This window comes from Vreelandella neptunia (assembly GCF_022489065.1).
GTDB lineage: Bacteria > Pseudomonadota > Gammaproteobacteria > Pseudomonadales > Halomonadaceae > Vreelandella > Vreelandella neptunia_A.
Window position 1 is genome coordinate 81,729 of record NZ_JAKVTW010000017.1, and the last position, 24,366, is coordinate 106,094.

Below are 24,366 nucleotides of genomic sequence, written 5' to 3' on the forward strand. Positions count from 1 at the left end.
TATCAAATGATCTAATAGAAGGGTTAACCCCATGACCGTTCCTACTGTCAAATTCAGCCACTACGATACTGCTGATTATCTTCAAACTGAGGAAGATATTGCGGCCTATCTTGATGCAGTGATGGAGGAAAATGACCCTGCTCTTCTTGCCGCCGCACTTGGTGATATCGCCCGTGCCCGCAACATGAGCCAACTCGCCAAAGACGTAGGCATGAGCCGTGAAGGTCTCTATAAAGCCCTGTCCGGGGAAGGCAATCCAGCATTTTCGACCATCAGCAAGGTCGCTAACTCCTTGGGAATGCGCCTATCTATTAAACCGCTATCGCGGCCAGAAGCGGGCAGCTAGGACGGCCTAGCGAGCATCGCGGAAAACGATCAACTTATGATACCTAGCTCTACAACATGACCTCTGGCTCAAAAGAGGATCAAAATAAAACAATTACTGCCAGGAGCTCGCGTTGTGAGGCAAATCGCCTTTCGGATCATAAACCTCTAGGCTATCGCTTTCTGTTAACGTCTCGGTATAGACAACGAGATTAGTACCTGAAGTATGTGCCAAAGAAGGAAAAAGTATCCCCTTGGCACCCTGTTCCAACGCCATATCCCCTAATAGCCAGCTAGGCGGCTCAATGCGCTGATTAAACCAATACTTACGCCAGTCACAGTTAAGCTCTTGCCACAGGCTATCCCATTTCGAGTGATAGCCTGCTCGAAAATCGACAATATGAGTCACACTAACCGAATAGCTAACAATCAGCCCAGGTGGCATCAATGCAGAAAGCTGCTTGTACTCCGCTAACGCTGTTTGCTCCTCGAGAGAAAGATATAAAGCATCCACACCAGCTCGGTTCAGCCGCCCACCATGCTCTCTAGCACCAGCCCCACTGGTAGGCGAAAATGCCCAGCGTGGAACATGTACACGGTATGCCTGAGTTTTCAGCTCCGGCAGTACTATCATCCCACGACACCTGCTTGCAGCGCCTGAACATAGCGCAGAAGATCATCTGCGCGACCTTCACTGACTAGCTGCTCGGGTGTTTTATAGTCAAATGCGCTAAGCGGCTCGTTGCGAAACCAAAACAGAGCATCATGGAAATCACCATTAATATCCGCCGCTGCACCGAGCACCCGTAGTGCATCACGCAGATAACGTTGAAGTTTTTCCGCCCCTTGGGCACGTGAGATCGTCGTACGATGAACATGCGCTTGGCTGGCCAGCGTTTGGATATCGATGCTCAATGCACTGGCAAATAACTTCGGGTTAATCAACGGGTGGCGCTCTTGTCGAGCAACACCCTTTAAGTCAGCCAAAAACCGCTCGAACGAATCAGGTACCAGATACCGGTTAGGCTCATTCAATGACTCTTTTACATTGCCCACTGCCATTGGCAACCTCCTGCTACGCTTATACAGCCGATATACAACCTATATGCATCATATTTTCATCATAGCAGCTATAAAACTGGACGCTAGGGTTTCAAGCTTAAGAACTAAACTTATGGCACCATACACTTAGCCGCTGTGCCCTGGCCGTGAAGGAAACATCCATTAAGGAACCTCGTGCATGTCTGCAAACTCGCTGCTCTCACAAACGCCGTTAACGCCGGGCTTTATGGTCGTGCACGCCAATCGCCTGGAAGACCTGCGCGGCTTGGCGGTGGAGTGGATGCGCCTACACCCGCTCTCGCCGCTGGAAAACGAGACCATTCTGGTGCAGAGCAACGGCATTGGGCAGTGGCTAAAGCTAGCGCTGGCGGAAGACCCGGCCCAGGGCGGTGCGGGCATAGCCGCGGCATTGAACGTCACGCTGCCCGCACGTTTTCTATGGCAGGCCTACCGCACGGTGTTGACGCACTTAACCCACGACGAGCACGCGGTACCGGAAACGTCGCCGTTTGATAAGTCGCGGTTGATATGGCGCCTTCTGCGCCTGCTGCCCAGTCTTGCCGAGCAGGAAGCCTTCGCACCTTTGGCGCGCTTTTTAGAGGTCGATCGCGACCAGCGCAAACACTACCAACTGGCCGAGCGGCTGGCGGATCTGTTCGATCAATACCAGGTGTATCGCGCCGACTGGCTGGACGCCTGGGCCAAAGGTAACGACGTGCTGATCACCGCCCGTGGCGAAACTCGCCCGCTGGAAGAGCACCAACTGTGGCAGCCAGCATTATGGCGCGCGCTGCGCGACGATGTGGCGATGACGCAAGGCGACGTAGGCCTTAACAGCAGCCGAGCCCAGGTACACAGCCGCTTTCTGGAAGCCGCCGAACAGCTTGAAGGCCAAGCGTGCCCGAACGGATTGCCCCGGCGATTGATCATTTTCGGCATCTCGTCACTGCCGCAACAAACCCTGGAAGCCCTGGCGGCGCTGTCGCGCTGCTGCCAGATCGTGCTCTGCGTGCACAACCCCTGCCAGTACTACTGGGCGGATATCATCGAACACAAAGACCTGCTCCGTGCCAGCCGCTACCGCCAGCGACGCAAGGCAGGCATGCCCGACGCCCTGGACGTACTCGGCACCGGTGATGCCGACGACGCCCTGCACCTGCACGCACAGCCACTGCTGGCCGCCTGGGGCAAGCAGGGGCGCGACTACCTGCGCCTGCTCGATGAACACGACGACTCCGGCAACTACCAAACGCTATTCGAGCAGCAGGCGCTGCGCATCGACATGTTCGAGCCCTTCAGCGGCAAGGAGCGTAATTGCTTGCTCAGCCAACTGCAGGACGATATTCGCGAACTGCGCCCGGTAGCAGAAACCCAAACTCACTGGCCCGCGCTCGATCCCGCCAGCGATGACTCCATCGTGTTCCATATCGCCCACGGCCCCCAGCGGGAAGTGGAGATTCTTCACGACCAGCTGCTGGCAGCCTTCAGCGCCGACCCGGATCTGCGCCCGCGGGATATTATCGTCATGGTGCCGGATATCGACCGCTACGCGCCGCACATTGAAGCCGTGTTCGGTCAGTACCGCTCCGCTTACGGTGGCTATAACGCGAACGCTAGACCCGACGACCCGCGTTACATTCCCTACACCCTTTCAGATCAGGCCAGCCGCCACCGCCTGCCGATGATGATTGCGCTGGAAAGACTGCTGCGCCTGCCGGAACTGCGCCTTTCGGTAAGCGACCTGCTGGATCTGCTTGAAGTGCCCGCGCTGCGCGCGCGCTTTGGCATCGATGAATATGACCTGCCCACCCTGAGCCGCTGGATCGAGGGCGCGGGCATCCGCTGGGGGCTTAATGCCGAACAGCGCACTCGGCTGGATCTACCTGAAGGATTGACCCAAAACACCTGGGCCTTTGGCCTGCGCCGCCTGCTGCTGGGCTACACCGTTGGCAGTGCTGACGCCTGGCAAGGCATAGAGCCGTTTGATGATATTGGTGGACTGGAAGCGTCACTGGCAGGCCCGCTGGCGAACCTGCTGGAAAAGCTGGAAAGCACCTGGGAAACCTTCTGCCAGTCCACTGACGCCGCCACCTGGGTGGCGCGACTGCGCGAGCTATTAGAAACCTACTTCCTCACCGACGATGCCCAAGAGAGCGTCATGCTCACCAAGCTGGAGACCGCTCTCCAGCAGTTGCTCGACAGCACCGAAGAGGCCGCGCTCTTTGACCCAATGCCGCTTTCCATGGTGCGCGAGCACTGGCTGGGGCAGATCGACGAGCACAGCCTTTCCCAGCGGTTTCTTGCTGGGGCGGTCAACTTCGCCACGCTAATGCCGATGCGCGCTATTCCTTTCAAGCGCGTGTGCTTGCTGGGCATGAACGACGGCGAGTACCCGCGCTCACAGCCGCCGCTGGATTTTGACCTGATGGGCAGCGACTACCGCCCCGGCGACCGCTCCCGCCGCGAAGACGACCGCTACCTGTTTCTGGAAGCGCTGCTCTCCGCCCGCCAGCAGCTCTACATTAGCTGGGTGGGCCGCAGCCAGATCGACAACAACCCCATGCCCCCCTCAGTGCTGGTCGGCCAACTGCGCGACCACCTGGCAGCAGGCTGGCACACGCAGAACGGCGAGCCACTGCTGGAAGGCCTGACCACCGAGCACCCGCTGCAGCCGTTTAGTCGCCGCTACTTCTCAGGCCAAGATAACGACTCCCCCGCCCAATCACGGCTATTTACATACGCCCACGAGTGGCACGCACTGCATGCCCCAAGCGGCGAAAGCTCCCAAACGGCAGAAACGCCGAAACTCGCGCCAGACAGTGAGCAGCAAGGCACGCTCACCCTGGCCCAACTGGGCAGCTTTTTACGCGAACCGGCCAAGGCATTTTTCAATACCCGCCTGGGCGTTTACTTCGAGCAGGAAGAACTCACCCAGCTGGATGTTGAGCCCTTCACGTTAGATGGGCTGCAGAACTGGCAGTTGCAGGATCAGCTAATCGCCGCCCAGCGCCAAGCCGTGGATAACGGCCAGCCGAGAATCGAAGCACTACATGCGGCACTGGAACGTTTTAAAGGCCAAGGTGTACTGGCCGTGGGCGCCTTTGGCGAGCGGATGCGCGAAGCGCTAGCCGAGCCGATGGAGGCGCTGTTTGACGCTTACGAAGAAGCACTGCAAGAGTGGCCCCACGTGGTTGCAGCGCCCCAGGCAGTGCATGTTGTGGAAAGAGCTGAAGGAGCCGAAGGAGTTGAAGGGAAGGTGACGCTGGAAGATTGGCTGGGGGAGCTCCGCCAAGATGATGCAGGCAACCGCTGCCGCCTATTACTACTCAGCAGCAGCTTGGTCAGCCAAGGGAGGGGCCGTGGTCAGTACCGCTGGCATCACTTGCTACGCCCCTGGGTAGCGCACTTAGCGGGCAATATTGAGCGGCCGATGACCACCCAGCTACTCTCAAAAGCGGGCCATGTACGGCTAGAACCGTTAGAGGCCGAGAATGCCCGTTACCAGCTAGCCGCCCTGCTCAGCGCTTGGAGCGATGGCATGCAAGCCCCGCTACCGCTGGCTCCCCAAGCCGCTTTCGCATGGCTGGCTAAGCTGGGCACTCCAGACTCTGAGACCGACAGCGACGCCTACGCTGCCGCCGAAACCGCCTACCAAGGTGGCAGCTTCCAAACCGGCGAAGTCGCACAAAGCGCTTACCTTTCCCACCAGTGGCCCAGTTTTGAGCGGCTGTTTAACGAGCGCGCCTTGGGCCACAGTTTCGCCTCCCTTAGCGACGCGCTTTACGCGCCGCTACACCGTGCGGTCAAAGGCTAGCTCTTACGGCCGACCGCCAGCACCCGCTTGGCTAGCGAAATCATTTCCGGGTCGCCGGTGTGCTTATCCGGCACATCGGAGAGCTTGATCACCGGCAGCCACTGCTGCCCTTCCGGGCGCGCCTCGACCATTTTAATCACCATGTTCATCGGCTCAACGCCGACATCGTTGGTGAAATTGGTGCCAATACCAAACGCCATCCCGATACGATCCTGACAAAAAGCGTGAATACGCTCGACTTTCTCGGGCGTCAACGCATCAGAAAAGATAATCGTCTTGCTCAGCGGATTAATACCCAGGCGCTCGTAATGCGCCATGGTTTGAGAGGCAAAGTCGATAGGGTCGCCGCTATCATGGCGCACGCCATCAAAGAGCTTGGCGAACTTCTTATCGAAGCTGTCGAAAAAGGCCCGCGAGGTAAAGGTGTCGGTTAACGCGATACCGAGATCACCCCGATAGACATCCACCCAGTGCTCAAGCGCCAGGCTGTTGGCCATTTTGAAACCGAAGCGGGCACCGTGGAACATAAACCACTCATGGGCATGAGTGCCGATCGGTTTAACCCCGTGGCGCATGGCCAGCAGCACATTGCTGGTGCCACTGAACGCCTCGCCACCATGATGGCAAAGGGCGCCGACCACGCGATCGTGAACATCAAAGGAGAAGCGCCTGCGGGTACCGAACTCAGCAATCTTCAGCCCTAACCGGCGATAGAGTTCGATCTTTTCCTGAGCGCGCTGCTCAATGAGCGCATCAGCCTCATGGGTAACGCTCACCCCACGCAGCCGATACCAAAGCTCGCTAATCAACGCCATCAGCGGCACTTCCCACAGAATGGTGCGATACCACGGCCCCTCGATAATCACCGACAGGTCACTCCCCTGCTGCTCGATAATCACTTCGGCAGGGTCGTAATGAAACCCCGCCAGAAAATCGAGATAGGTGGGGTCGAGATAGGGGCAGGTTAATTCGAGGTAGCGCTTTTCCTCCTCGTTCAAGCGAAGCGTGGCCATCTTATCGACTTCGGCGCGAAGCTCAGCACCGAAGCCCTCAGGAAAATCGTGCTCGCCACGATTGATGAACGCGTAGCGCGCCTGGGCATAGGGAAAGCGTTTAATCACGGCGTTTTGCATCGTGATTTTATAGAAGTCATTATCCAGCAGCGATGTCAGCATGAGATCCCATCGTTAGAGTGAACCGAAGCCGCCGGTAGCGTAAACTTATTGCACCAAGAGTGGCTCAGCGACAAGATTATCAGGTGACGGGATTCTCATACAGTTTAGGAGCGGTCTTATGCGTATTACTCAGACACATCGCGCCATCATTCTCTACGGAGTGGAAGAGTTAATTGATGCTGATGTGGAAGTTCGTGTTTTCGGTTCTCGACTTGATGATACCCAAATAGGCGGCGGTGTTGACCTACTGCTAATTTCCAAGCAAGAGATACCTGTCCAGGCTTGCACCGAACTTAACGGCATACTCGAAGAGTACCTAAAACTGCCGGTGCAAATTGTCACCTATGTCAAAACCGATGAGCCAACACCGTCCCAAGCAAGGGTCTTAGCCGAAGCGTGCTCTATTGATAAGAAAGCGTAAACTGCATTTTCCAAGAGTGGCTTGGCGTTAGATTATTAGATGGCGAGGCTCTTACAGTCAGTGTTAGACCTTAACAAGCAAGGAGCTGTCTTCATGCGCCTTACGCAAACACAGCGCACCATTATTCTTTCGAGTGTACGCACGTTCATTGGCACTGCTGCCAGCGTTCATGTGTTTGGCTCTCGGCTGGATGATACAAAGCGAGGCGGCGACCTTGACCTACTGCTGATCTCGCAAACAGCGATACCGCTGCTTGCTTGTGCCGAACTTAAAATGGCCCTTGAAGAGCGCTTGCAGTTGCCGGTGGATATCGTGACCTATGTCTCGACAGCGGCACCCAGCCCCTTCCAAGCAATCGCCTTGGCTCATTCACTCCCGATTGATAGTGAGGAAGCAGCATGAGTCAGTTGTTCCCCGCCAGCCAAGACTTTGCCACTGAATTTGACACTATTTTCTTATGAGCCAGCCCGCTCCACTCAATCCATTGAGCCTCCCACTCCACGGCAGCCGACTGATAGAGGCAAGCGCGGGCACCGGCAAAACCTTCACCATCGCTCTGCTCTACGTGCGCTTGGTACTCGGCGGCCACAGCGTTGACGACGACACTGCGTTTATCCGCCCGCTCACACCGCCGGAAATCCTGGTCGTTACTTTCACCAACGCCGCCACCCAAGAGCTACGCGAACGGATACGCAATCGGCTGGTAGAAGCAGCAGACGTATTTCGTGAGACTCCAGATGCTAAGGAAGCAGGTCACGAAGAGGGTCTTTTTCCAGGGCCGGAAAATGTTCCCGACGATTCCGGCATTCCCGCCATCCATGGCGGTCAGATGGCAAAAGTAGCGCCCAAGGACGGGTTCACAGCGCCCTCGCAGTGGCCTGCTTCCGTGCCACTTGCTCATGATCCATTGCTGCTCCAGCTCCGCGACCAATACGACCCTGCCACCTGGCCCGCCTGTTCACGGCGCCTGGCGCTGGCCGCGGAATGGATGGACGAAGCCGCGGTTTCCACCATCCACAGCTGGTGCTACCGCATGCTGCGCGAACACGCCTTCGACAGTGGCAGCCTGTTCTCCCTCAACCTGGAAAACGACCAGCGCGAACTGGAGCAGGAAGTGGTGCGCGACTACTGGCGCAGCTTCTACTACCCGCTGGACAGCGACGCCCTCGGCATTGTCACCCGCTACTGGAAATCACCGGACGACCTTCACGTTCCGCTACAACGGCTACTGCCAGAAAGCGAAGCGCTGGGCGGCGAAAAACCCCAACCCAGCGAGACCCTGGCCGCCACTCAGGCCGAACGCACCGCCCAGCTCAGCGAACTCAAAGCCCCCTGGCCCGCCTGGCTGGACGAACTGGTGCCCGCCCTGGAAGACGCCGCCACACGCAAAGCCTTCAAGGGCCAAAGCTTCAACGCCAAAAGCCGCGCCAACTGGCTAGGCGCACTACGCGAGTGGTGCGAAACGGAGGCCGACCGCCCCGCGCTCACTGACGCCGCCTGGAAACGCATGACCCCCGACGGCATGACGGATATCTGGAAAGAGGGCGCACCGCCCTGCCCGCAAGCCTGGGAAGCGCTGGCCCAGCTCCCGCAAGCACTGGACGCCCTGCCCGAGCCACGCAACGACCTGCTGATTCACGCCGTGCAGTGGTGCCGCTCCCGGTTAGAGCGCGAACAGGAACGTCGCGCCGAGATGGGCCCCAACGACCTGCTCACCCACCTGGATCGCGCCCTCAAAGGCCCCAACAAAGAGGCCCTGGCCGCGCAGATCCAGCGCCAGTTCCCCGTGGCACTGATCGATGAGTTCCAGGATACAGACCCGATCCAGTACCGCATCTTCAACGCCGTTTATGACGTCGCAACGCCCCGGCGCGACAGCGCCATCCTACTGATTGGCGACCCCAAGCAGGCGATCTACGCCTTTCGCGGCGCAGATATCTTCACCTACCTGCAGGCACGGCACGACACCGATGGCCGCCACGTCACGCTGGGCACCAACTTCCGCTCCAGCCGCGCCATGGTGGCGGCGGTCAATCACTGCTTCAGCTACGCCGACCAGCATGATGCCGGTGCCTTTCTGTTCCGTGCCGATGACGGCGACAACCCGCTGCCGTTCAATCCCGTCCACGCCAAAGGCACCAAGGAAACGCTGGTACTTAACGGCCAACCGCTACCCGCAATGACCCTGTGGCCGCTGGAAAGCGACGACCCGCTCTCCAAAACCGCCTACCAAACCGAGATGGCCGAGCGCTGCGCCTCCCACATGGCCGCACTTCTGGAAGCAGGCCGCCAACAGCAGGCGGGCTTTGCTAAGGCGGCTGATGACAGCGGTGATAACGGACTCACTCCGCTGGCCCCCTCGGACATGGCCGTGCTGGTCAACGGCCTGCAGGAAGCGCGGGCGATTCGGCTGGCGCTGGCCAGCCGAGGCATCAAGAGCGTCTACCTTTCCGATCACGACAAGGTGTTCAGCTCCCCCATTGCCCCGCAGCTGGCCATTTGGCTGCGCGCCTGCGCCGAGCCCCAGGCCAACTCCCGCCAAGCGGAAGCCAAGCTGCGCGCCGCCCTGGCAACGCCGGTGCTTGGGCTGAGCCTTGAAGCACTCGATTACCTCAACCAGAGCGAGCTAGCTTGGGAAGCGCGGGTCGAGCAGTTCAGCGACTACCACCGCCTGTGGCAGCGCCAGGGCGTGCTGCCGCTGGTGCGCCGTTTGATGGTTGATTTTGATATCGCCGCACGGCTGTTGGGCGAGTTCGCCGAGGGTGAGCGTTTGCTAACCGACCTGCTCCACCTAGGTGAAATGCTGCAGCACGCCAGCCAGGAGCTGGATGGCGAACACGCGCTGATTCGCTTTCTGGCCGAAGCCATCGCCGCCCCGGATAGCCACGGCGACAGCCACAAACTGCGCCTGGAGAGCGACGCCGATCTGGTCAAGGTAGTGACCATTCACAAATCCAAGGGGCTGGAGTACCCGCTGGTCTTCCTGCCGTTTATCGCCAACCACCGCCCGGTCAGCGACACCGACCTGCCGCTACGCTGGCACGATAGCGACGGCACGCTGCAACTCAGCTTAAGCGCCGATGAAGCCACGCTGGCCACCGCCGACCGCGAACGCCTCGGCGAAGACCTGCGTAAGCTTTACGTCGCGCTCACCCGCGCCCGCCACGCCACCTGGCTGGGGCTGGCGCCGCTGAAAGGCAGCGAGAACAGCGCCATCGGCCACTTGATCAACGGCGGCAAAGCCATTGCCTCCAGCGCGTTTACCCAAGCCCTGGGCGAACTGGTGAAAGGCAGCGATATCGATTTAAGTACCGCCCCGGAACCCACCGCGCTGCGCTTCACCCCGGCGCCGGAACAGCAGGCACTGGGCCACGCCCGCACCCCGCTGCGCCCCGCCCGTGAACAGTGGTGGATCGCCAGCTACTCGGCGCTGCGCACCTCAGGGGCCGTTTCAGAAACGCTGCCAGGGGCGGCGCAGCCAACGCCCACACCGGAACCCACCACGCCCCAGGAAGCCACCACCCTGGAAGTGTTGGATGAACCCCACGACAACGCCATCAACACCGAAGCGTTTCACCTGCACCGGTTTCCGCGAGGCCCAGGCCCCGGCACCTTCCTACATGGATTGCTGGAGTGGGCGGGCCAACTGGGCTTCAACAAAGCGCTAGAAGACCCCGCCGCCCGGGAAGACATGCTGAGGCGGCGCGTGCAGCTGCGCGGCTGGCAGGCATGGCACGATACCCTGGCAGGCTGGCTGGAAGAACTGCTCGCCACGCCGCTTCCCCTGCCTCACTCTCTTTCACTGGCCCCGTCCCCGTCCCTGACAGAGCCCAGCGAAGGTAGCCAAGTGGCGCTATGCGAACTAGAAAGCTATCAGGTGGAACTGGAGTTCTGGTTTGCCGCGCACCAGGTACAAACGCGCAAGCTGGATGAGCTGGTCAGTGACCACTTACTGCCAGGGGTATCGCGCCCCGTACTGGATGCCGACACCCTCAACGGCATGCTCAAGGGCTTTATCGACCTCGCCTTTGAACATGAAGGCCGCTTCTACGTGCTCGACTGGAAATCCAACTATCTGGGCAGCGACGACAGCGCCTACACCGCTGACGCCCTGCGCGATGCCATGCTCGAAAAACGCTACGACCTGCAAGCGGCGCTGTATATGCTCGCCCTTCACCGGCTGCTGAAAGCGCGCCTTCCCGACTACGACCCGCACCAACACCTGGGCGGTTCGATGACGGTATTCTTGCGCGGCAGCCGCACCACCGCCCGCGGCGTGCACGCCGTGCCTGCACCGGTCGTGCTGATCGAAGCGCTGGATGCACTCTTTGCAGGCTCATCAACAGCGTCAGCAGCAAGCAACCAGGAGGCACTGGCATGAGTAAGCGAGACACGGCTTCCAAGAACGAGTCCATGAATCTAGACCTGTTCGCCGATGACGCACCGCCCGCTGCACCTGATTCAACCGCATCGGTAACACCACCGACAGAATCAGCCGCCAGTGCTACCCAGCCGCACCCCGCGCTAAGCGACACCGCCGCGCTATTCCTACTGTGTGAGCGCTGGGTTTCCCGTGGCTGGCTACGGGATCTGGATCTGGCTCTGGTGCGCTTTCTCGACCGCGAAACCCAAAACGCCCCGCCCCTGCTACTGTTGGGCGCGGCGCTTGCCAGCCACCAGCTTGGCCGAGGCCATGTGTGCCTGGATGTAGCCGCGACGCTGGAAGCGCCGGATTTTGCGCTTTCGCTGCCGCCGGAAGGCGACGACCTGAACGACCCGCCGCCGCTGCCCAGCCATGTGCTAGCTACGTTAACGCTGCCCGAATGGCAGGCCGCGCTCAGCCACCCCACGCTGATCAGCGACGGCCCCGGCAATACACCGCTGGTAGTGAGCCACAGCGTCAACACCAGCAAGCTCTACCTGCGCCGCTACTGGCAGTTCGAACAAACCCTACACCAGGAAATCGCCAACCGCCTCACCATGAAGGATGGCGATGACTTCTGTAGGAGCCAGACTTGTCGGTGGTCCGACACATCGGCGATGGATGACGCCAGTCATCCAGATATTCTCGCAAACGCCCTAAACATCCTCTTCGAACCCACCAACACCCTGGATTGGCAAAAAAACGCCTGCGCCCTCGCCGCCCGCAGCCCGTTCGCGATCATCACCGGCGGCCCCGGCACCGGCAAAACCACCACCGTGGTGCGCCTGCTGGCCCTGCTGCAAACCCTGCAACTGGCCCAGCCCAACGCCCATCCGCTGCGCATTCGCCTGGCTGCCCCCACCGGCAAAGCGGCCGCACGGCTAAATGAATCCATCGCCGGGCAGGTGAAGGACCTACCCCTTAGCGGGTTGGAATCTCTATTGGGTGAGCAATCAGCCGCTTCCTCATCGAACGCAATCGACATTCCGACGGAAGTGACCACGATCCACAGGCTACTTGGCGCCCGCGCCGACACCCGCCACTTCCGCCATAACGCCGCCAACCCACTGGCGCTGGATGTGCTGGTGGTGGATGAAGCCTCGATGGTGGATATCGAAATGATGACGGCGCTGCTCAGCGCCCTGCCCGCCAGCGCCAAGCTGGTGCTGCTGGGGGATAAAGACCAGCTGGCATCCGTGGAAGCAGGCGCCGTGCTGGGCGACCTGTGCCGCCGCGCCGACGCGGCCCACTACACCCCCGCCACGGCGCAGTGGCTTGCCGAACTCACCGACCACCTGCTGCCAGAGGCATTAATCGACCCGGCCGGCCAACCGCTGGATCAAGCCATTACCATGCTGCGGGTAAGTCACCGCTTTACAGAAACAAGCGGCATCGGCCAGCTCGCCCAGGCGATTAACCAGCCGCTAAGTGAGGCATTGCGGGAACGGGATAAACACCAAGCCGTGCATGGCGTACTGAATAACGGCTACGCCGACCTGCACCACCTAGTGTTGAAGCCAGACGCACAAAACGAAGACAGCGCCCTGGAGCGCCTGGTGATCACCGGCAGCCCGCAACGATTTCCCAACGCAGGCGAAGGCCGCACCAATTTCAAGGGCGAGCCAATGGCACCACCCACCGGCTACCAGCACTACCTGAATACCCTGGCGAGTGAACGGCCTGATACATCGCTAGCGTTTGAAGAGAACGGCGACGTTTACGATGCCTGGGCGAAGCAAGTACTTAAGGCCTACAGCCGCTTTCAGTTGCTGTGCGCGCTACGCAAAGGCCCCTGGGGCGTAGAAGGCTTAAACCTGCGCATCGCCAAAACATTGCGCCGCGAAAAGCTGCTGTACGGCAATGACCACACGTTAGAGAAAGGCTGGTTCGAAGGCCGCCCGGTGCTGGTCACCCAAAACGACTACGGCCTAAAACTGATGAACGGCGATATCGGCATCACAATGGCGGTGCCCGATCCACGAAGCCCTTCAAATAAGCCAGGAAGATCGCTATTAAGAGTCGCCTTTCCGACCAGTGACCCGGAAAACCCCATTCATTGGGTGCTGCCTTCCCGTCTGCACGCGGTAGAAACCGTATTCGCGATGACGGTACACAAATCCCAAGGCTCAGAGTTTCAGCACACTGCCCTGCTGCTACCACAAACACCCAACCCAATCCTCACCCGCGAGCTGGTCTACACCGGCATCACCCGCGCCCGCGACTGGCTCACGCTGATCGAAGCTAAGCGCGGGATACTAAATGATGCGGCGACTAGGGAGGTTATGAGGGTTAGTGGGGTTGGGGGTTAGCATAAGCTATTGTGAGATATAACCGCATCTATCTATAAGTTGACCGATGAAAAAGCAAAGTTTCACCCATCCTCTTATGAATCATAAAACAAATGATTAACGCTTGGTTGAAACACCTTGAGTAAACGGCTATAAGTACTGGAAAAAGTAGCGCATAGCAAACTCTCATCCTCCCTGAACGGGCCAAAGACCTGCAGTCAGCAATCAATTGTCTCAGAAGAGGCTTGGCGGATAAAACCCATCTTCCTATGCCAAGCAGCTGGTGTTAACAAACGATAAAATAACTTCTAACTCTCAACCCTGGTGCTACTGAAGATGGAGTGGCGTCGGGTTGCGAGCAAACTGTTAGTATAGTATTCAAGCAATAATTAGCTCGTTACTTACATACATGAAACCAATAAGCCAGTTCACTTAAAGAGGTTATCATCAATGAGTTCACACCAAAATCGCCAATATGCTACACTAATAGGATGTTTTTGCAATTTATCAAAACCGCGTAATAGACTATGAAAAAGCAGTTCTTTCATTAAAGAAAAATAGATAACACAGTAGAGTAATTTTTTACATGTATAAGACATAAAGAGAAATTCAATGAAAAATCATGAAAAAATAATTTCTAAAAAACAAGAAAAATTTTTAAACGAAGTACAAGCAAACCTAGAACAGAATGATCACGATTTTTCTAATGTACTATCTTTGGCTCTTGAAAAGTTGGGGATTCATTTTTTTAGCTACGTACATTTAGAAACCCACCCAGAAATTATTAACGAATCAATGATTATTGGCAATTACCCTAAAGAATGGGTTGAAATTTATATAAATAAAAAATTAATAAAAAAAGACCCAGTAATTAAAAATACATCAGTAACGACAGCACCCTTTTTCTGGAACGAGGCTAAGAATATTGCTGGAAATGAAATCTTCAATACCTCTCAAAAATTCGGTATTCATCAGGGTTTCACAATTCCAATTCATGAACCAGGCAATGCTTTTGGGTCGATGCATTTCGCTTCAGATAATAAAAACACTAGTTTTAAATCTTTGATCAATGACAACATAAATTTACTTATTGCTATTAGCTTCATGGCTAACTTAAATCGTCCTAGAAAAATTAAAAATAAAAATAAAAATAATTATCATCTTACAGATAGAGAAAAAGAGTGCTTATTTTGGGTTTCTAAAGGAAAGACATATAGTGAAATTTCAATTATCTTGGGGATAACTGAAAGAACAATAAAATTTCATACGAAAAATATAATTGAAAAATTTGATTCTGTAAACATAAAGCAGGCAATAACTATAGCTTTAAGATTAAATATTTTATAGCAGTCTAATTACTGATTACAACCTAAATTATTGAATTTTTTTATAATATCATCTAATATCGCATCATTACAGTCAAGAATACCATAATAGATAATATCATTATTTGAACCATAGCTTTCACTTAGCACTGTTAATTCCCAGCCTGCTCTTTTAAGCACCCTGGCCATCAAGACATCCACTACCACTTCAAAATAAGACACATTGTTTTTAACGCCAAATATAATCATACCAATAAACAAGCTGAGCGTATAATGGCTTAAACCATGAATTTTTTTAACATCATCTGAATATCCTTCTTTTACAATAAAAAACCTAGAAGCTTCCCACATATTATCATCATATATATTATTATTTTTAACCATATCTTTAAGATATTTAAAGGGACCTGAAAGTAAGGTTGGTGATGAGCTTTTTCGTAGCCTGACACTCCCTATTAAACTATTTTTCCAATAATAGATATAGTAGGCATCCTTATCATCATACATATCCATTTCTTTATATCCACCGACATAGCTATCCATATTCCATTTTTTGTGATCGATAAATATCCTTTTTCGTGCCATAAGCATTTCTTCAAAGACCTCGCTTTCAATATAAGTATAATTTTTCTCATATATATCTGCTTTAAGGGTCTGGAAAATTGGAATTGAATATTTCACTATGAACTCCTATCATTTTAATTTATAAAAACAAAGAAATTTATGTGCCACAATATGATCATAGCTACTAAATACTCACTATTTTTAAATTACTTCCACTATACACACCACGAGTATCAATAATTAATTGAGCCCTTTCTAAAATCAATTCATAATCAAAAATATCATGATCGCAAACAATAACTACAGCACTATAATTAACTAGGCACTGATAGTCTAAAGAAATACCTTTTAACCTTGTGTAAGGGTGAATGGACAAATTAACCTCATCAACATGGGGATCACAATAATCTATGCATAGGCCATACTTCATTAAAAGTGTTAAAATTTTAAGTGAAGGAGACTCTCTTACATCAGATACATTTTTTTTATATGCCATGCCTAATAACAATATCTTTGCGTCATTGAGGACTTCTCCCCTTATATTTAAGGAGTGAATTATTTTATTTACTATCCACGTTGGCATTCTATCATTTACTTCACAAGCAGCATCTACTATACGAGAAGTACAATCAAACTCTTTTGACTTCCAAATAAGATAAAATGGGTCGACAGGAATGCAATGTCCCCCTAAACCAGGTCCAGGTTTAAATGCAACAAAACCAAAAGGCTTTGTAGCTGCTGCTTTTATTACTTCATGAATATCAATATCCATGAAATCAGCAAGTATCTTCATTTCATTCACTAATCCAATATTTACAGATCTATATACATTCTCTAATAATTTTGCCATTTCTGCAGTCTTTGGAGAGCTAACAGTAATAACTTTTTCAATTACAGTTTCATATAACGCCACGCCTACTTCAAGGCAGTTTAGAGTAACTCCACTGCACAGTTTTGGAATTGTAGAAGTTGAAAATTGTAAATTACCAGGATCTTCTCTTTCAGGGCTATAACATAAGAAAAAATCCTCTCCAATTTTGAAACCTTTCATCTCTAGTTTTGTTTGGATCAATTCTTCAGTAGTACCGGGATATGAAGTGCTCTCCAGCACTATAAGCTGACCAGCTTTCAAGTAAGGCAGTATGGTATTAACGACTTCAACAATGTATGAAGTATCGGGATTTTTATTTTTATCTATTGGTGTAGGTACACATAATATCAATACATCTAAAGAATGCGTCAATTCAAAATCGCAAGTAGCAAAAAAATTTTTATTTTTAGCATCTAAAAACTTTTCGTTTTCTATATTTGAAAGATAACTTACTCCTTCATTTATTTTCATAATACGATCTGGATTGACATCAAACCCAATTACTCCATACCCTCTTTCTAAGAAAGTAAAAGATAGTGGTATTCCTACATAGCCTAAGCCAAAAACCCCAATATAAGCATTTTTTAATTCTATTTTTTTCATCAAGTTCATCAAAAGAGACATAAAAACCTCAGCTTAAAATTAATTATCAACAATCCATCTAGCACAATCGTCTGCCCAATAAAGACATTCATGCTGAGCAAGTCCTAAAGCGTGCCCCCCTTTTTGATAAATATGTAACTCATAAGGTATGCTTTTTTTTAATAATTCCCTTGCATATAATATTGTATTATCCACAGTAACCTCTTGATCTTCAGCTGTATGCCATAAAAAACTTCTCGGGTTATTTTCATTTATATAATTTATTGGACTAAATGCTTCTTGATATTCATATAAATCACTATAATCACCTAAAAAATTTTTTCTGGTTTCATTGTGAGCAATAGGGTTGAGAAGGGATAAAACACCATAGCAAAGCACGCAAAAGTTTGGTTTGATATCTAAATTGGTGTATTGATCAACACCATGCTGCTTTAAAATATCATTACCAGCACCTGTACTCATTATTCCGGCTAAATGAGCACCTGCAGAGGTTCCTATTAAACCAATTTTTTGGGGATCAATTTTAAACTCTTTACATTTTGAGCTAACGTAATTGTATGCGCTATAGCCATCTACACATATTGATTTAAAATCATACCCCTTGCTTCCAAGTCTAAATTTTAAGACAAATACTGTAAAACCTTTACTAGCAAACCAAACTCCGTACTCCTTACCTGATTTTTCTGATAAAAAAGAATATGCACCTCCAGGAAAAGCGAGTATTGAATAGCCATTGCGTATTTTTTTTTCTGGAAAATAGATATCAATATAAACTCCCTCATCCACATTACAGTCAATATTTTTAGAAAAAGGAACTATCTCTGTGTAAATATTAATTTTCTCAGTGATCATTTTCACTACCTCTGCTTGTAAAAATATCTACAACTTGTCCTCTATCTTGGTCTATGACGTATTCTTCACTTCGCCATGCTTCTGCAGGGTCTATAGCTATTTTTTCTTTTAATAATGCACATTCAATGTCACCAACATCCTCAAGCAGCCATTTATATGCGTCCGGATCAACTCCAGAAAATTTAAAATATTCACCGAGTACTTTATTATAAAAAAACATAATATTATCAAATGACATCTCTATGATTTTTTCGGCTATTTTTTCGGCTTTTTCTTCCCTTGCCTCATGTTCTGAGGAGATAATTTCTTTTTTAAAAGAATGATTCAATATATTTTTTTTGATTTCATTGAGGTTTTTTAAACCAACGAGGGGTAAGAAAACTAATTTCTCTATCTCTTCGCTTATAGACTGACTTGATAATATTGAAAAAAGAATTGAGTTTTTTAAAACCCAACGCAAAGGAAATAAAATACGCTCAGGAAAAGCTGTTTCTTTATAAAAATTGTCATCATATTTTTTAACTTCTTCTTCAATTTTAGTTTGAATACGTGTCATATGAAGATATAAACCACTAGCTCTTTCTAAGCTGCTAGAACGCGCATCACCATAAAATATATTTTGATTTTTATTGAAGTTACGTATCATTTTTGCGAGTCGGTCTATCTCAGTTTCAGAATATTCTTTTGCATTAGCTAAAACAATCCTACATCCAACAGCTTTATGTATACGTCCTGATTGATAGTCAGTTCCAGTAACAACTTTTAATCCAGGTCGTGATAATTGATGTTGCCCACCTATAGAAAAACTCCAGCACCTAAAAGTTTTTAATGCATCGCTTGTATCAGGTAATATTGCTTCTTCAGGAAAAGAAAACATTGTATAAAGTGAACGTAAAAAAACATCATGACCTACTAATGTATGCCATTTCCATTTTTCGTTTCTTTCAATATAATTATTGTTCAGATAGACAAGCGAGCGATCATCTCCTGAAACCGTAGATTGTTCCAAAAGAAGCTGCCCATCTATATACAGTTTAGCTTTATTACCTTCTTTATCTATAAGCACTATGTAAGATAATTTTTCATTAGTATGAATTGAAAAATTATCACGAGAAAAAATCGTATTAAAATATTTGATTCGATTTGATAATTTTAATTCTCCATAAGCTAAAGATCCGCAAAGAGGGAAATCAACCTTAATAAAAAGGCTTGGGTCTAAATTTGAAAAATCTTCGCTTAGAGGCACGTAGTTGTTGAAGAATCTTACTGTACTTGTTATTTTGTATATAAGAAAAGGCATAACCCCATCTATATCGATGTTACTTTTAAGCTGAAAATCAATTTCTTTTAACACTCCTTCAGTATAAACTGTGTCACCATCGGTTACTGCTATTGAGCAATGTTGCAAACGACTCCAGTCATTATCAAGCTTGCACATATTGTATATGGTGGAGATGCAAGCATCTACGCCATATCGAGCAGCATTACCACCCCCAGGCATAATCTGATTCACATAATAAATTCTTGCATCTGTAACTGTTTCATTTATAACTGACTTAACTATTTCATCTGAACCGTCAGTGGAATTATTATCAACTGCTACGACAACGAGTCTTTTCATTTCATATTTTTGATTAAGAATCGATTTTAATGTTGCTCTAATATGAGGAGACTCGTCCATAAACTTTATTACTACAAATGTATCTCTTTTCTCACTTATTAAAGCTTTGTAATCATTTAGCGTTATTACTTGGTCATTTCCATAGTAACCAACTCTATTTTCCAAATGTCTTTCAACTATTTTTTTTTGTAACCGTACATAGTCGATATTGGCATTATTGCTTTGATCATTATAGTCACTTCTTTTTTTAAGCACCTGCTGAGCAAGCTCAACTTGTTTTATATCAATGTCATTTACTTCAGAGGTAAACATCAAACTCAGTGAATCGCTTTTAATTATCTCTGAGGGTGATCTCTCTCTGTTCTTGAGACATGAAGCTAAGTATTGATTAATCATTATATATTCACCTTTTTAATCGCTAAACAAATTTCTTTACAAGCATACTCTAACTGTGACGGAGGGTAGAAAGTAAACCCTAACCTTAAACAATTAGAAAAATTTTTATTCAATGAGAATTGACTACCATTAATAATATCTACTGATTTTTCTATTAGATTTTCTCTAATTTTATCTATACTAATTTCGCTGTCTATCTCTAACCAAGCAAAGAAGCCTCCTGTTGGTGGGTAGAATTTTACATGTATAGGTAAATTTTTTGAAAAAACATCGATTAACCTCTCCCTTCGCTCATCATAAAAATAATTAAGTTTTTTGCATATTGAATCAACCTTCCCTGTTTCCAACATATTTGATAGAATCAAAGACATTAATGGTGATACACCTCCACCACTAATCAATACACCGCATTTAACTAAGTCAGAGATATTTTGGTCACTCGCATTTATCCAACCTAATCTGAAACCAGGGCCCAATATCTTAGAAAATGAACCAATTGAGAAAATACGTTGTTCATGGCCGGTATACATACTTTGAGGTTGAGGATCTCCAACAAATCGGTATACCTCATCTGAAGCTACATAAAAATCAAATTTATCTGCCAGCATTTTTAATTTATTTATTGTTTTTTTATTTGCTGTTATACCTGTAGGGTTATGATTAAAAGGGATGGTATAAACTAAATCAATTTTCCTTTTTTTACATATTTTTTCTATCTCACCAACATCTATACCACCATCAGTTAAGCCTACAGTTATAATATTCAAATCCCAGTCTTTGAATATTTCTAGTGCAAAAAAATACGTTGGATCTTCTATAATTATAGTCCCACCTTTTGGAACCATCATTTTCAATATAAGTTCTAGCGCATGTGAAGCTCCATTGGTAATCAGAATATCTTTATAGAGCACTTCCATTTTTGTTTTATTTGTCAACCATTTAGCTATTTCAACTCTTAAGCGATACAATCCTTCTTCTGGTGCATATTGAAATGCCTCATTATTTGAATGATTTATTACTTTCAATGCGGAACATTTAACTTCTTCTGAAGAAAATAAGCAATTTTCTGTCTGTCCTATTCCTAAATCAATCATTTATACGCTCCTAACCAAGCAAACCAAAAAACAAACCGATAATAATAAGTAAAAAACCACTAATAAAACCTATTTTTTTGCTGATTTCATCGCTAATTCCTTTAGATCTTATTTTTTCGGCCACAACTATATAAACCATGAAAGCCATCAATCCTGCTAGCATGCCAAGTATATATAACACTACGATTTGAAACACTAATCCATTTTCTTTATTTATAAACTGTGGAAGTATAGCTATGTAAACTAACAAAGCTTTTGGGTTAGATATATTTATAATAAAACCTTTAATATATGCATCTGAAGGTTTTATTTTCTGAATTTCATTATGGTGGTTATGTTTTTTTATATTTGAAAATTTTATTGATTTTTTTATATCTTTAATACCAAGCCATATTAAGTACAAAGCTCCCAAATATTTTATTGCCATGAAAACCATTGCATTATTTACTATCAAGAGTCCCAGTCCCGCAGCAGATAGGCCAAAATATACTGTTTCAGCTGTTAATACTCCTGCAGTAGTAAATAAACCCAAATACCTTCCACTTGTTAATACTACTACTAAAACTAATAAAGTTGCGGGGCCTGGTATAATGTAAGCAGTGAAGTCGGTCACAAAATATAACAACAGCTTTTCTATTTCCATGCTAAATCAACCTTTAAATATGAAATCAAATAAATTACTTTCTTCATTATAACCAGCTAGCATAAGAGTATCTTTATATTCATCAATAAATATGTCTAATATATTTTTAACCCCTCTTTCGCCCATTGAGGCAAGTCCATAAATTGCTGGTCGTCCAATAAATACCATTTGTGCGCCTAAACATTTTGCTTTAAATATATCTTCGCCTCTTCGTATACCTCCATCAATCATTACAGGTATTTTTAAAGATTCAGATATTTCTTTGACTACATCAATTGGTGATATACAGCTGTCTAATTGTCTACCACCATGATTTGAAACTATTATTGCGTCTACACCAATGCTCTCACAGTCGATAGCTTCTTCTTTATCTATTATTCCTTTTACTATAAGATTGTAGGGCCAAATATCTCTTAATTTTTTTAAATCTACCATATCAAAATCGGCATTCATGCTTCTATTAAGCAGTTTTGCTTGTAGTGAAGAATTTTTAGTATCAATATAATCTTCAATATTAACTAATTTTGGCCTTGGTTTGAAAATATGATTTTTAACATAGCTGGGTTTGCACAGAATTTCGTAAATATTTTTGTGTGATAACTTAAAAGGCAGCTTAAAACCATTATATAAATCTCTTTCTCTCTTCCCAGAAATAGGTACATCTACTGTAATTACTAAGTTTTTACATCCAACACTTATCAGTTTTTCTAATAAATTTTTAGTTATTTTTTCATTCATGGCATACAGTTGAAACCATAAATATTTTTCTTCAGTTATTTTAATGACATCTTCTATTCTATTATTTGATGCTGTAGATAAAATAAATGGGATTTCTTTTATTTTAGCGGCTTTTGCTAAAATAATATCAGCATTAGGATAAAAAACACCTGCCAAACCAATTGGCGATAACCCTAAAGGAACTTGATACTCAGCACCTAACAGGGATACGACTTTATTATTATTTTTTACATTTAAATTTTTTGGTTTTAATTTAATTTTTTTTATACTCAAAATATTATTACCGACACATATTTCATCGCATGCTCCACCTTCTAAATAATCAAAAACAAATTTAGGTAATTTCTTCTGCGCACTCCTACGATAGTGTTCGATATTGTGCATTAATCAACTCCTTTATATACAACCCCATTAACGAATAAATATTGACTTCCTGATGCACTAATTATTCCTGTTGCATGTACTTCAGGTATCAGCGAAGTGAAGAGTGCTGTGATCCATCTACTTCCAATCTTTTCAATATCTAAATCGCTATTTAATATTTTATCCGTACATTCGGGTATTGGAGCGGCGACGTAACAGCTATTTAATAGAATATCCATATTAGAAGTTAAAATATGAAATCCATCATGAAGAGCATCTTTAGAACCGCACATCCATTTGAGCATCGCTTCTGTTTTAAATTTTCCAATATTATATTTTTTAGCTATAGGCAATTGATACACAGGCAAACCATTTATATGATCGGTTATTATTAACCCCACCCCATAAAAATCGTTCTTATTCTCAACCCTTATATTACTCATCAAAGTAGAAAGTTTTTCAAAGACCGTTTTATCTTTATCATAATTAATCATAATTAGCCTTTTTTATTAAAACCTACCATGTCGGTTTGGAAAATAATCTTCCATTTCTCCTTCCCTTTCTATATCTACTGTTGCACAATGCAACCCACCACCAAAAGGTGCAACATCCCAAAATGGAACTGGCACAACATTAAATCCAAGTTTATCTAATTGCTCAATTTGCATTTTTTCAGATTCCTCGACTACTATAGTATTTTGATCGATACTAAGTAGATTCATCGATAACCAGGGTGAGCAAAAACTCATTCGTGGTAACGTTTTATAAGTTTTGCTTGGTTTTTCAGCCTTTATAATTTGCCAATCATTTTTTTCGAAATATCTAATTAATTCTGGATCAGCTGTTCGTTCACCGCAATGTAGCACCATACCTGGCTTTAAAGGTACGAATGTTGCATCTATATGTTGTGGGTAATAATTATCAAATGTTACTGCATGGACTCTGTGATCTTTAAAGTGATTTTTAATCCATTTATAGCCCAACTTATTTGTTACAAGCGAAAGCTGAACAAATAAATCTTTTCCGAATCTTGAGATATCCGCGGCATCAAATAATGGTTCTTCATCAGTTAAAATAAGGTCATTTTCTCTAACCTTTATTAGTTTTTCTTCATTACTTAATTTTTCATATTTTTCCCAAAAATTTTTATTAAACGATTCATCAGATAGTCTAGGTTTAGGAGCGGCCTCCCATTTCATTTTAGAGTCATTTTTGAAATAATTAATTATCAATGGTCTATAACATAAATATTCATGCCACCTGCTACGCTGGGACATGGTTGCCTCAAGAATCTCATTTCCAACTACAGCTAAAACATCTCGTGGAGGCATACATCCAAACATTGATTTCTGATTCCAATCAGGTGTACTAACCTCTTGTGCGAAGTCAAAATCTGAAGGCCTGTCAACTTTAACTCCTTTTTTTTCTAAAATTTTAACCAAGTTATCTAACTGTTCGTCTGCTGCATCAACTAATTCATCAGGAACCAATCCATAAGATCCTTTTGGAAAACCTTCATTAGGCCAATCCCTTATGATAGCTGGTTCAGGTGCTTGAACCATTGTACCTTTTGCACGACCAACCATTACTCTTCTAAGAGGATCCCACTCATTCCAGCTATTAACTTTTATTTTTTCAGCATCTGAATCTATAATTCCTGTTTTCACTATTCGACTCCTTTTAACAACGATTAATTTTTTAATAGGTTAAGTTACTTTAATAAAATAGTTCAACTCCTTTCTTCCAACCACCTGTCCTAAAGTACAGGTGGTTGGAGGAAAGGAATTAA

The 24,366-nt window shown here is 47.4% G+C and carries 19 protein-coding genes; 7 read left to right on the forward strand and 12 right to left on the reverse strand.

What is annotated here, in order from left to right:
* The first annotated feature begins 31 nt into the window (after window positions 1-31).
* Window positions 32-346: an addiction module antidote protein gene (locus tag MLE19_RS18450; protein ID WP_035556717.1), complete on the forward strand. Its 315-nt coding sequence runs from the start codon at window positions 32-34 to the stop codon at window positions 344-346.
* Window positions 347-439: 93 nt separating this feature from the next.
* Here the strand turns inward: MLE19_RS18450 and MLE19_RS18455 are convergent, their stop codons facing one another.
* Complete coding sequence (locus MLE19_RS18455) at window positions 440-958, reverse strand: RES family NAD+ phosphorylase (protein ID WP_240719581.1); 519 nt, start codon at window positions 956-958, stop codon at window positions 440-442.
* Window positions 955-1,386, reverse strand: coding sequence for a DUF2384 domain-containing protein (locus tag MLE19_RS18460; RefSeq protein WP_008958938.1), 432 nt, complete (start codon window positions 1,384-1,386; stop codon window positions 955-957). Before MLE19_RS18460 ends, MLE19_RS18455 begins: the two co-directional genes overlap by 4 nt.
* A 178-nt stretch (window positions 1,387-1,564) precedes the next feature.
* On the opposite strand from MLE19_RS18460, the gene recC reads away from it, so the two are divergent.
* Window positions 1,565-5,200, forward strand: coding sequence for an exodeoxyribonuclease V subunit gamma (recC, locus tag MLE19_RS18465; RefSeq protein ID WP_240719582.1), 3,636 nt, complete (start codon window positions 1,565-1,567; stop codon window positions 5,198-5,200).
* Here recC and pncB read toward each other — a convergent pair.
* Window positions 5,197-6,375 carry a nicotinate phosphoribosyltransferase gene (pncB, locus tag MLE19_RS18470; RefSeq protein WP_240719583.1) on the reverse strand — a complete coding sequence of 393 codons (1,179 nt, stop codon included), beginning with the start codon at window positions 6,373-6,375 and terminating at the stop codon, window positions 5,197-5,199. The two genes, recC and pncB, sit on opposite strands and share 4 nt — an antisense overlap.
* Before the next feature lie 118 nt (window positions 6,376-6,493).
* Between pncB and MLE19_RS18475 the strand changes: the two genes are divergently transcribed.
* The 5 genes from MLE19_RS18475 to MLE19_RS18495 all read left to right on the forward strand — a co-directional run bounded on the left by MLE19_RS18475 (window position 6,494) and on the right by MLE19_RS18495 (window position 14,854).
* The gene (locus MLE19_RS18475; RefSeq protein ID WP_240719584.1) at window positions 6,494-6,796 is read left to right on the forward strand and encodes a nucleotidyltransferase domain-containing protein; all 303 of its coding nucleotides are present in this window, start codon (window positions 6,494-6,496) and stop codon (window positions 6,794-6,796) included.
* A gap of 93 nt (window positions 6,797-6,889) precedes the next feature.
* Window positions 6,890-7,198 (forward strand): nucleotidyltransferase family protein, encoded by a 309-nt coding sequence (locus MLE19_RS18480; RefSeq protein WP_240719585.1) that lies wholly within the window; start codon window positions 6,890-6,892, stop codon window positions 7,196-7,198.
* Between the two features lie 55 nt (window positions 7,199-7,253).
* Window positions 7,254-11,177 carry an exodeoxyribonuclease V subunit beta gene (recB, locus tag MLE19_RS18485; RefSeq protein WP_240719586.1) on the forward strand — a complete coding sequence of 1,308 codons (3,924 nt, stop codon included), beginning with the start codon at window positions 7,254-7,256 and terminating at the stop codon, window positions 11,175-11,177.
* Between the two features lie 32 nt (window positions 11,178-11,209).
* Entirely contained in the window at window positions 11,210-13,528 is a 2,319-nt protein-coding gene (gene recD, locus MLE19_RS18490) for an exodeoxyribonuclease V subunit alpha (RefSeq protein ID WP_240719601.1), read from the forward strand.
* A gap of 591 nt (window positions 13,529-14,119) precedes the next feature.
* Window positions 14,120-14,854, forward strand: coding sequence for a helix-turn-helix transcriptional regulator (locus tag MLE19_RS18495; RefSeq protein ID WP_240719587.1), 735 nt, complete (start codon window positions 14,120-14,122; stop codon window positions 14,852-14,854).
* Window positions 14,855-14,862: 8 nt separating this feature from the next.
* Here the strand turns inward: MLE19_RS18495 and MLE19_RS18500 are convergent, their stop codons facing one another.
* The 9 genes from MLE19_RS18500 to MLE19_RS18540 all read right to left on the reverse strand — a co-directional run bounded on the left by MLE19_RS18500 (window position 14,863) and on the right by MLE19_RS18540 (window position 24,244).
* The gene (locus tag MLE19_RS18500) at window positions 14,863-15,513 is read right to left on the reverse strand and encodes an acyl-homoserine-lactone synthase (protein WP_240719588.1); all 651 of its coding nucleotides are present in this window, start codon (window positions 15,511-15,513) and stop codon (window positions 14,863-14,865) included.
* 67 nt (window positions 15,514-15,580) lie between these two features.
* A complete protein-coding gene (locus MLE19_RS18505; protein ID WP_240719589.1) occupies window positions 15,581-16,891 on the reverse strand; it encodes a nucleotide sugar dehydrogenase in 1,311 nt (436 codons plus the stop codon).
* Between the two features lie 18 nt (window positions 16,892-16,909).
* Window positions 16,910-17,722, reverse strand: a complete 813-nt coding sequence (locus MLE19_RS18510; RefSeq protein WP_240719590.1) for an alpha/beta hydrolase — start codon at window positions 17,720-17,722, stop codon at window positions 16,910-16,912.
* A complete protein-coding gene (locus tag MLE19_RS18515; protein WP_240719591.1) occupies window positions 17,712-19,739 on the reverse strand; it encodes a glycosyltransferase in 2,028 nt (675 codons plus the stop codon). Before MLE19_RS18515 ends, MLE19_RS18510 begins: the two co-directional genes overlap by 11 nt.
* Window positions 19,739-20,833: a PLP-dependent aminotransferase family protein gene (locus MLE19_RS18520; RefSeq protein WP_240719592.1), complete on the reverse strand. Its 1,095-nt coding sequence runs from the start codon at window positions 20,831-20,833 to the stop codon at window positions 19,739-19,741. The genes MLE19_RS18515 and MLE19_RS18520 overlap by 1 nt, the downstream gene beginning before the upstream one ends.
* Before the next feature lie 10 nt (window positions 20,834-20,843).
* Window positions 20,844-21,476, reverse strand: coding sequence for a LysE family translocator (locus MLE19_RS18525; protein ID WP_240719593.1), 633 nt, complete (start codon window positions 21,474-21,476; stop codon window positions 20,844-20,846).
* Between the two features lie 6 nt (window positions 21,477-21,482).
* Entirely contained in the window at window positions 21,483-22,598 is a 1,116-nt protein-coding gene (locus MLE19_RS18530) for an alpha-hydroxy acid oxidase (protein ID WP_240719594.1), read from the reverse strand.
* On the reverse strand, window positions 22,598-23,071 hold the full coding sequence (locus MLE19_RS18535; RefSeq protein WP_240719595.1) for a hypothetical protein: 474 nt from the start codon (window positions 23,069-23,071) through the stop codon (window positions 22,598-22,600). Before MLE19_RS18535 ends, MLE19_RS18530 begins: the two co-directional genes overlap by 1 nt.
* 15 nt (window positions 23,072-23,086) lie before the next feature.
* On the reverse strand, window positions 23,087-24,244 hold the full coding sequence (locus MLE19_RS18540; protein ID WP_240719596.1) for a serine/threonine protein kinase: 1,158 nt from the start codon (window positions 24,242-24,244) through the stop codon (window positions 23,087-23,089).
* Between the last annotated feature and the right edge of the window lie 122 nt (window positions 24,245-24,366).

What these genes read in the sequence shown, in the direction of transcription:
- MLE19_RS18450 (WP_035556717.1), top strand. Translation starts at nt 32, where the DNA reads ATGACCGTTCCTACTGTCAAATTCAGCCACTACGATACTGCTGATTAT.
- MLE19_RS18455 (WP_240719581.1), bottom strand. Translation starts at nt 958, where the DNA reads ATGATAGTACTGCCGGAGCTGAAAACTCAGGCATACCGTGTACATGTT.
- MLE19_RS18460 (WP_008958938.1), bottom strand. Translation starts at nt 1,386, where the DNA reads ATGGCAGTGGGCAATGTAAAAGAGTCATTGAATGAGCCTAACCGGTAT.
- recC (WP_240719582.1), top strand. Translation starts at nt 1,565, where the DNA reads ATGTCTGCAAACTCGCTGCTCTCACAAACGCCGTTAACGCCGGGCTTT.
- pncB (WP_240719583.1), bottom strand. Translation starts at nt 6,375, where the DNA reads ATGCTGACATCGCTGCTGGATAATGACTTCTATAAAATCACGATGCAA.
- MLE19_RS18475 (WP_240719584.1), top strand. Translation starts at nt 6,494, where the DNA reads ATGCGTATTACTCAGACACATCGCGCCATCATTCTCTACGGAGTGGAA.
- MLE19_RS18480 (WP_240719585.1), top strand. Translation starts at nt 6,890, where the DNA reads ATGCGCCTTACGCAAACACAGCGCACCATTATTCTTTCGAGTGTACGC.
- recB (WP_240719586.1), top strand. Translation starts at nt 7,254, where the DNA reads ATGAGCCAGCCCGCTCCACTCAATCCATTGAGCCTCCCACTCCACGGC.
- recD (WP_240719601.1), top strand. Translation starts at nt 11,210, where the DNA reads ATGAATCTAGACCTGTTCGCCGATGACGCACCGCCCGCTGCACCTGAT.
- MLE19_RS18495 (WP_240719587.1), top strand. Translation starts at nt 14,120, where the DNA reads ATGAAAAATCATGAAAAAATAATTTCTAAAAAACAAGAAAAATTTTTA.
- MLE19_RS18505 (WP_240719589.1), bottom strand. Translation starts at nt 16,891, where the DNA reads ATGTCTCTTTTGATGAACTTGATGAAAAAAATAGAATTAAAAAATGCT.
- MLE19_RS18510 (WP_240719590.1), bottom strand. Translation starts at nt 17,722, where the DNA reads ATGATCACTGAGAAAATTAATATTTACACAGAGATAGTTCCTTTTTCT.
- MLE19_RS18515 (WP_240719591.1), bottom strand. Translation starts at nt 19,739, where the DNA reads ATGATTAATCAATACTTAGCTTCATGTCTCAAGAACAGAGAGAGATCA.
- MLE19_RS18520 (WP_240719592.1), bottom strand. Translation starts at nt 20,833, where the DNA reads ATGATTGATTTAGGAATAGGACAGACAGAAAATTGCTTATTTTCTTCA.
- MLE19_RS18525 (WP_240719593.1), bottom strand. Translation starts at nt 21,476, where the DNA reads ATGGAAATAGAAAAGCTGTTGTTATATTTTGTGACCGACTTCACTGCT.
- MLE19_RS18530 (WP_240719594.1), bottom strand. Translation starts at nt 22,598, where the DNA reads ATGCACAATATCGAACACTATCGTAGGAGTGCGCAGAAGAAATTACCT.
- MLE19_RS18535 (WP_240719595.1), bottom strand. Translation starts at nt 23,071, where the DNA reads ATGATTAATTATGATAAAGATAAAACGGTCTTTGAAAAACTTTCTACT.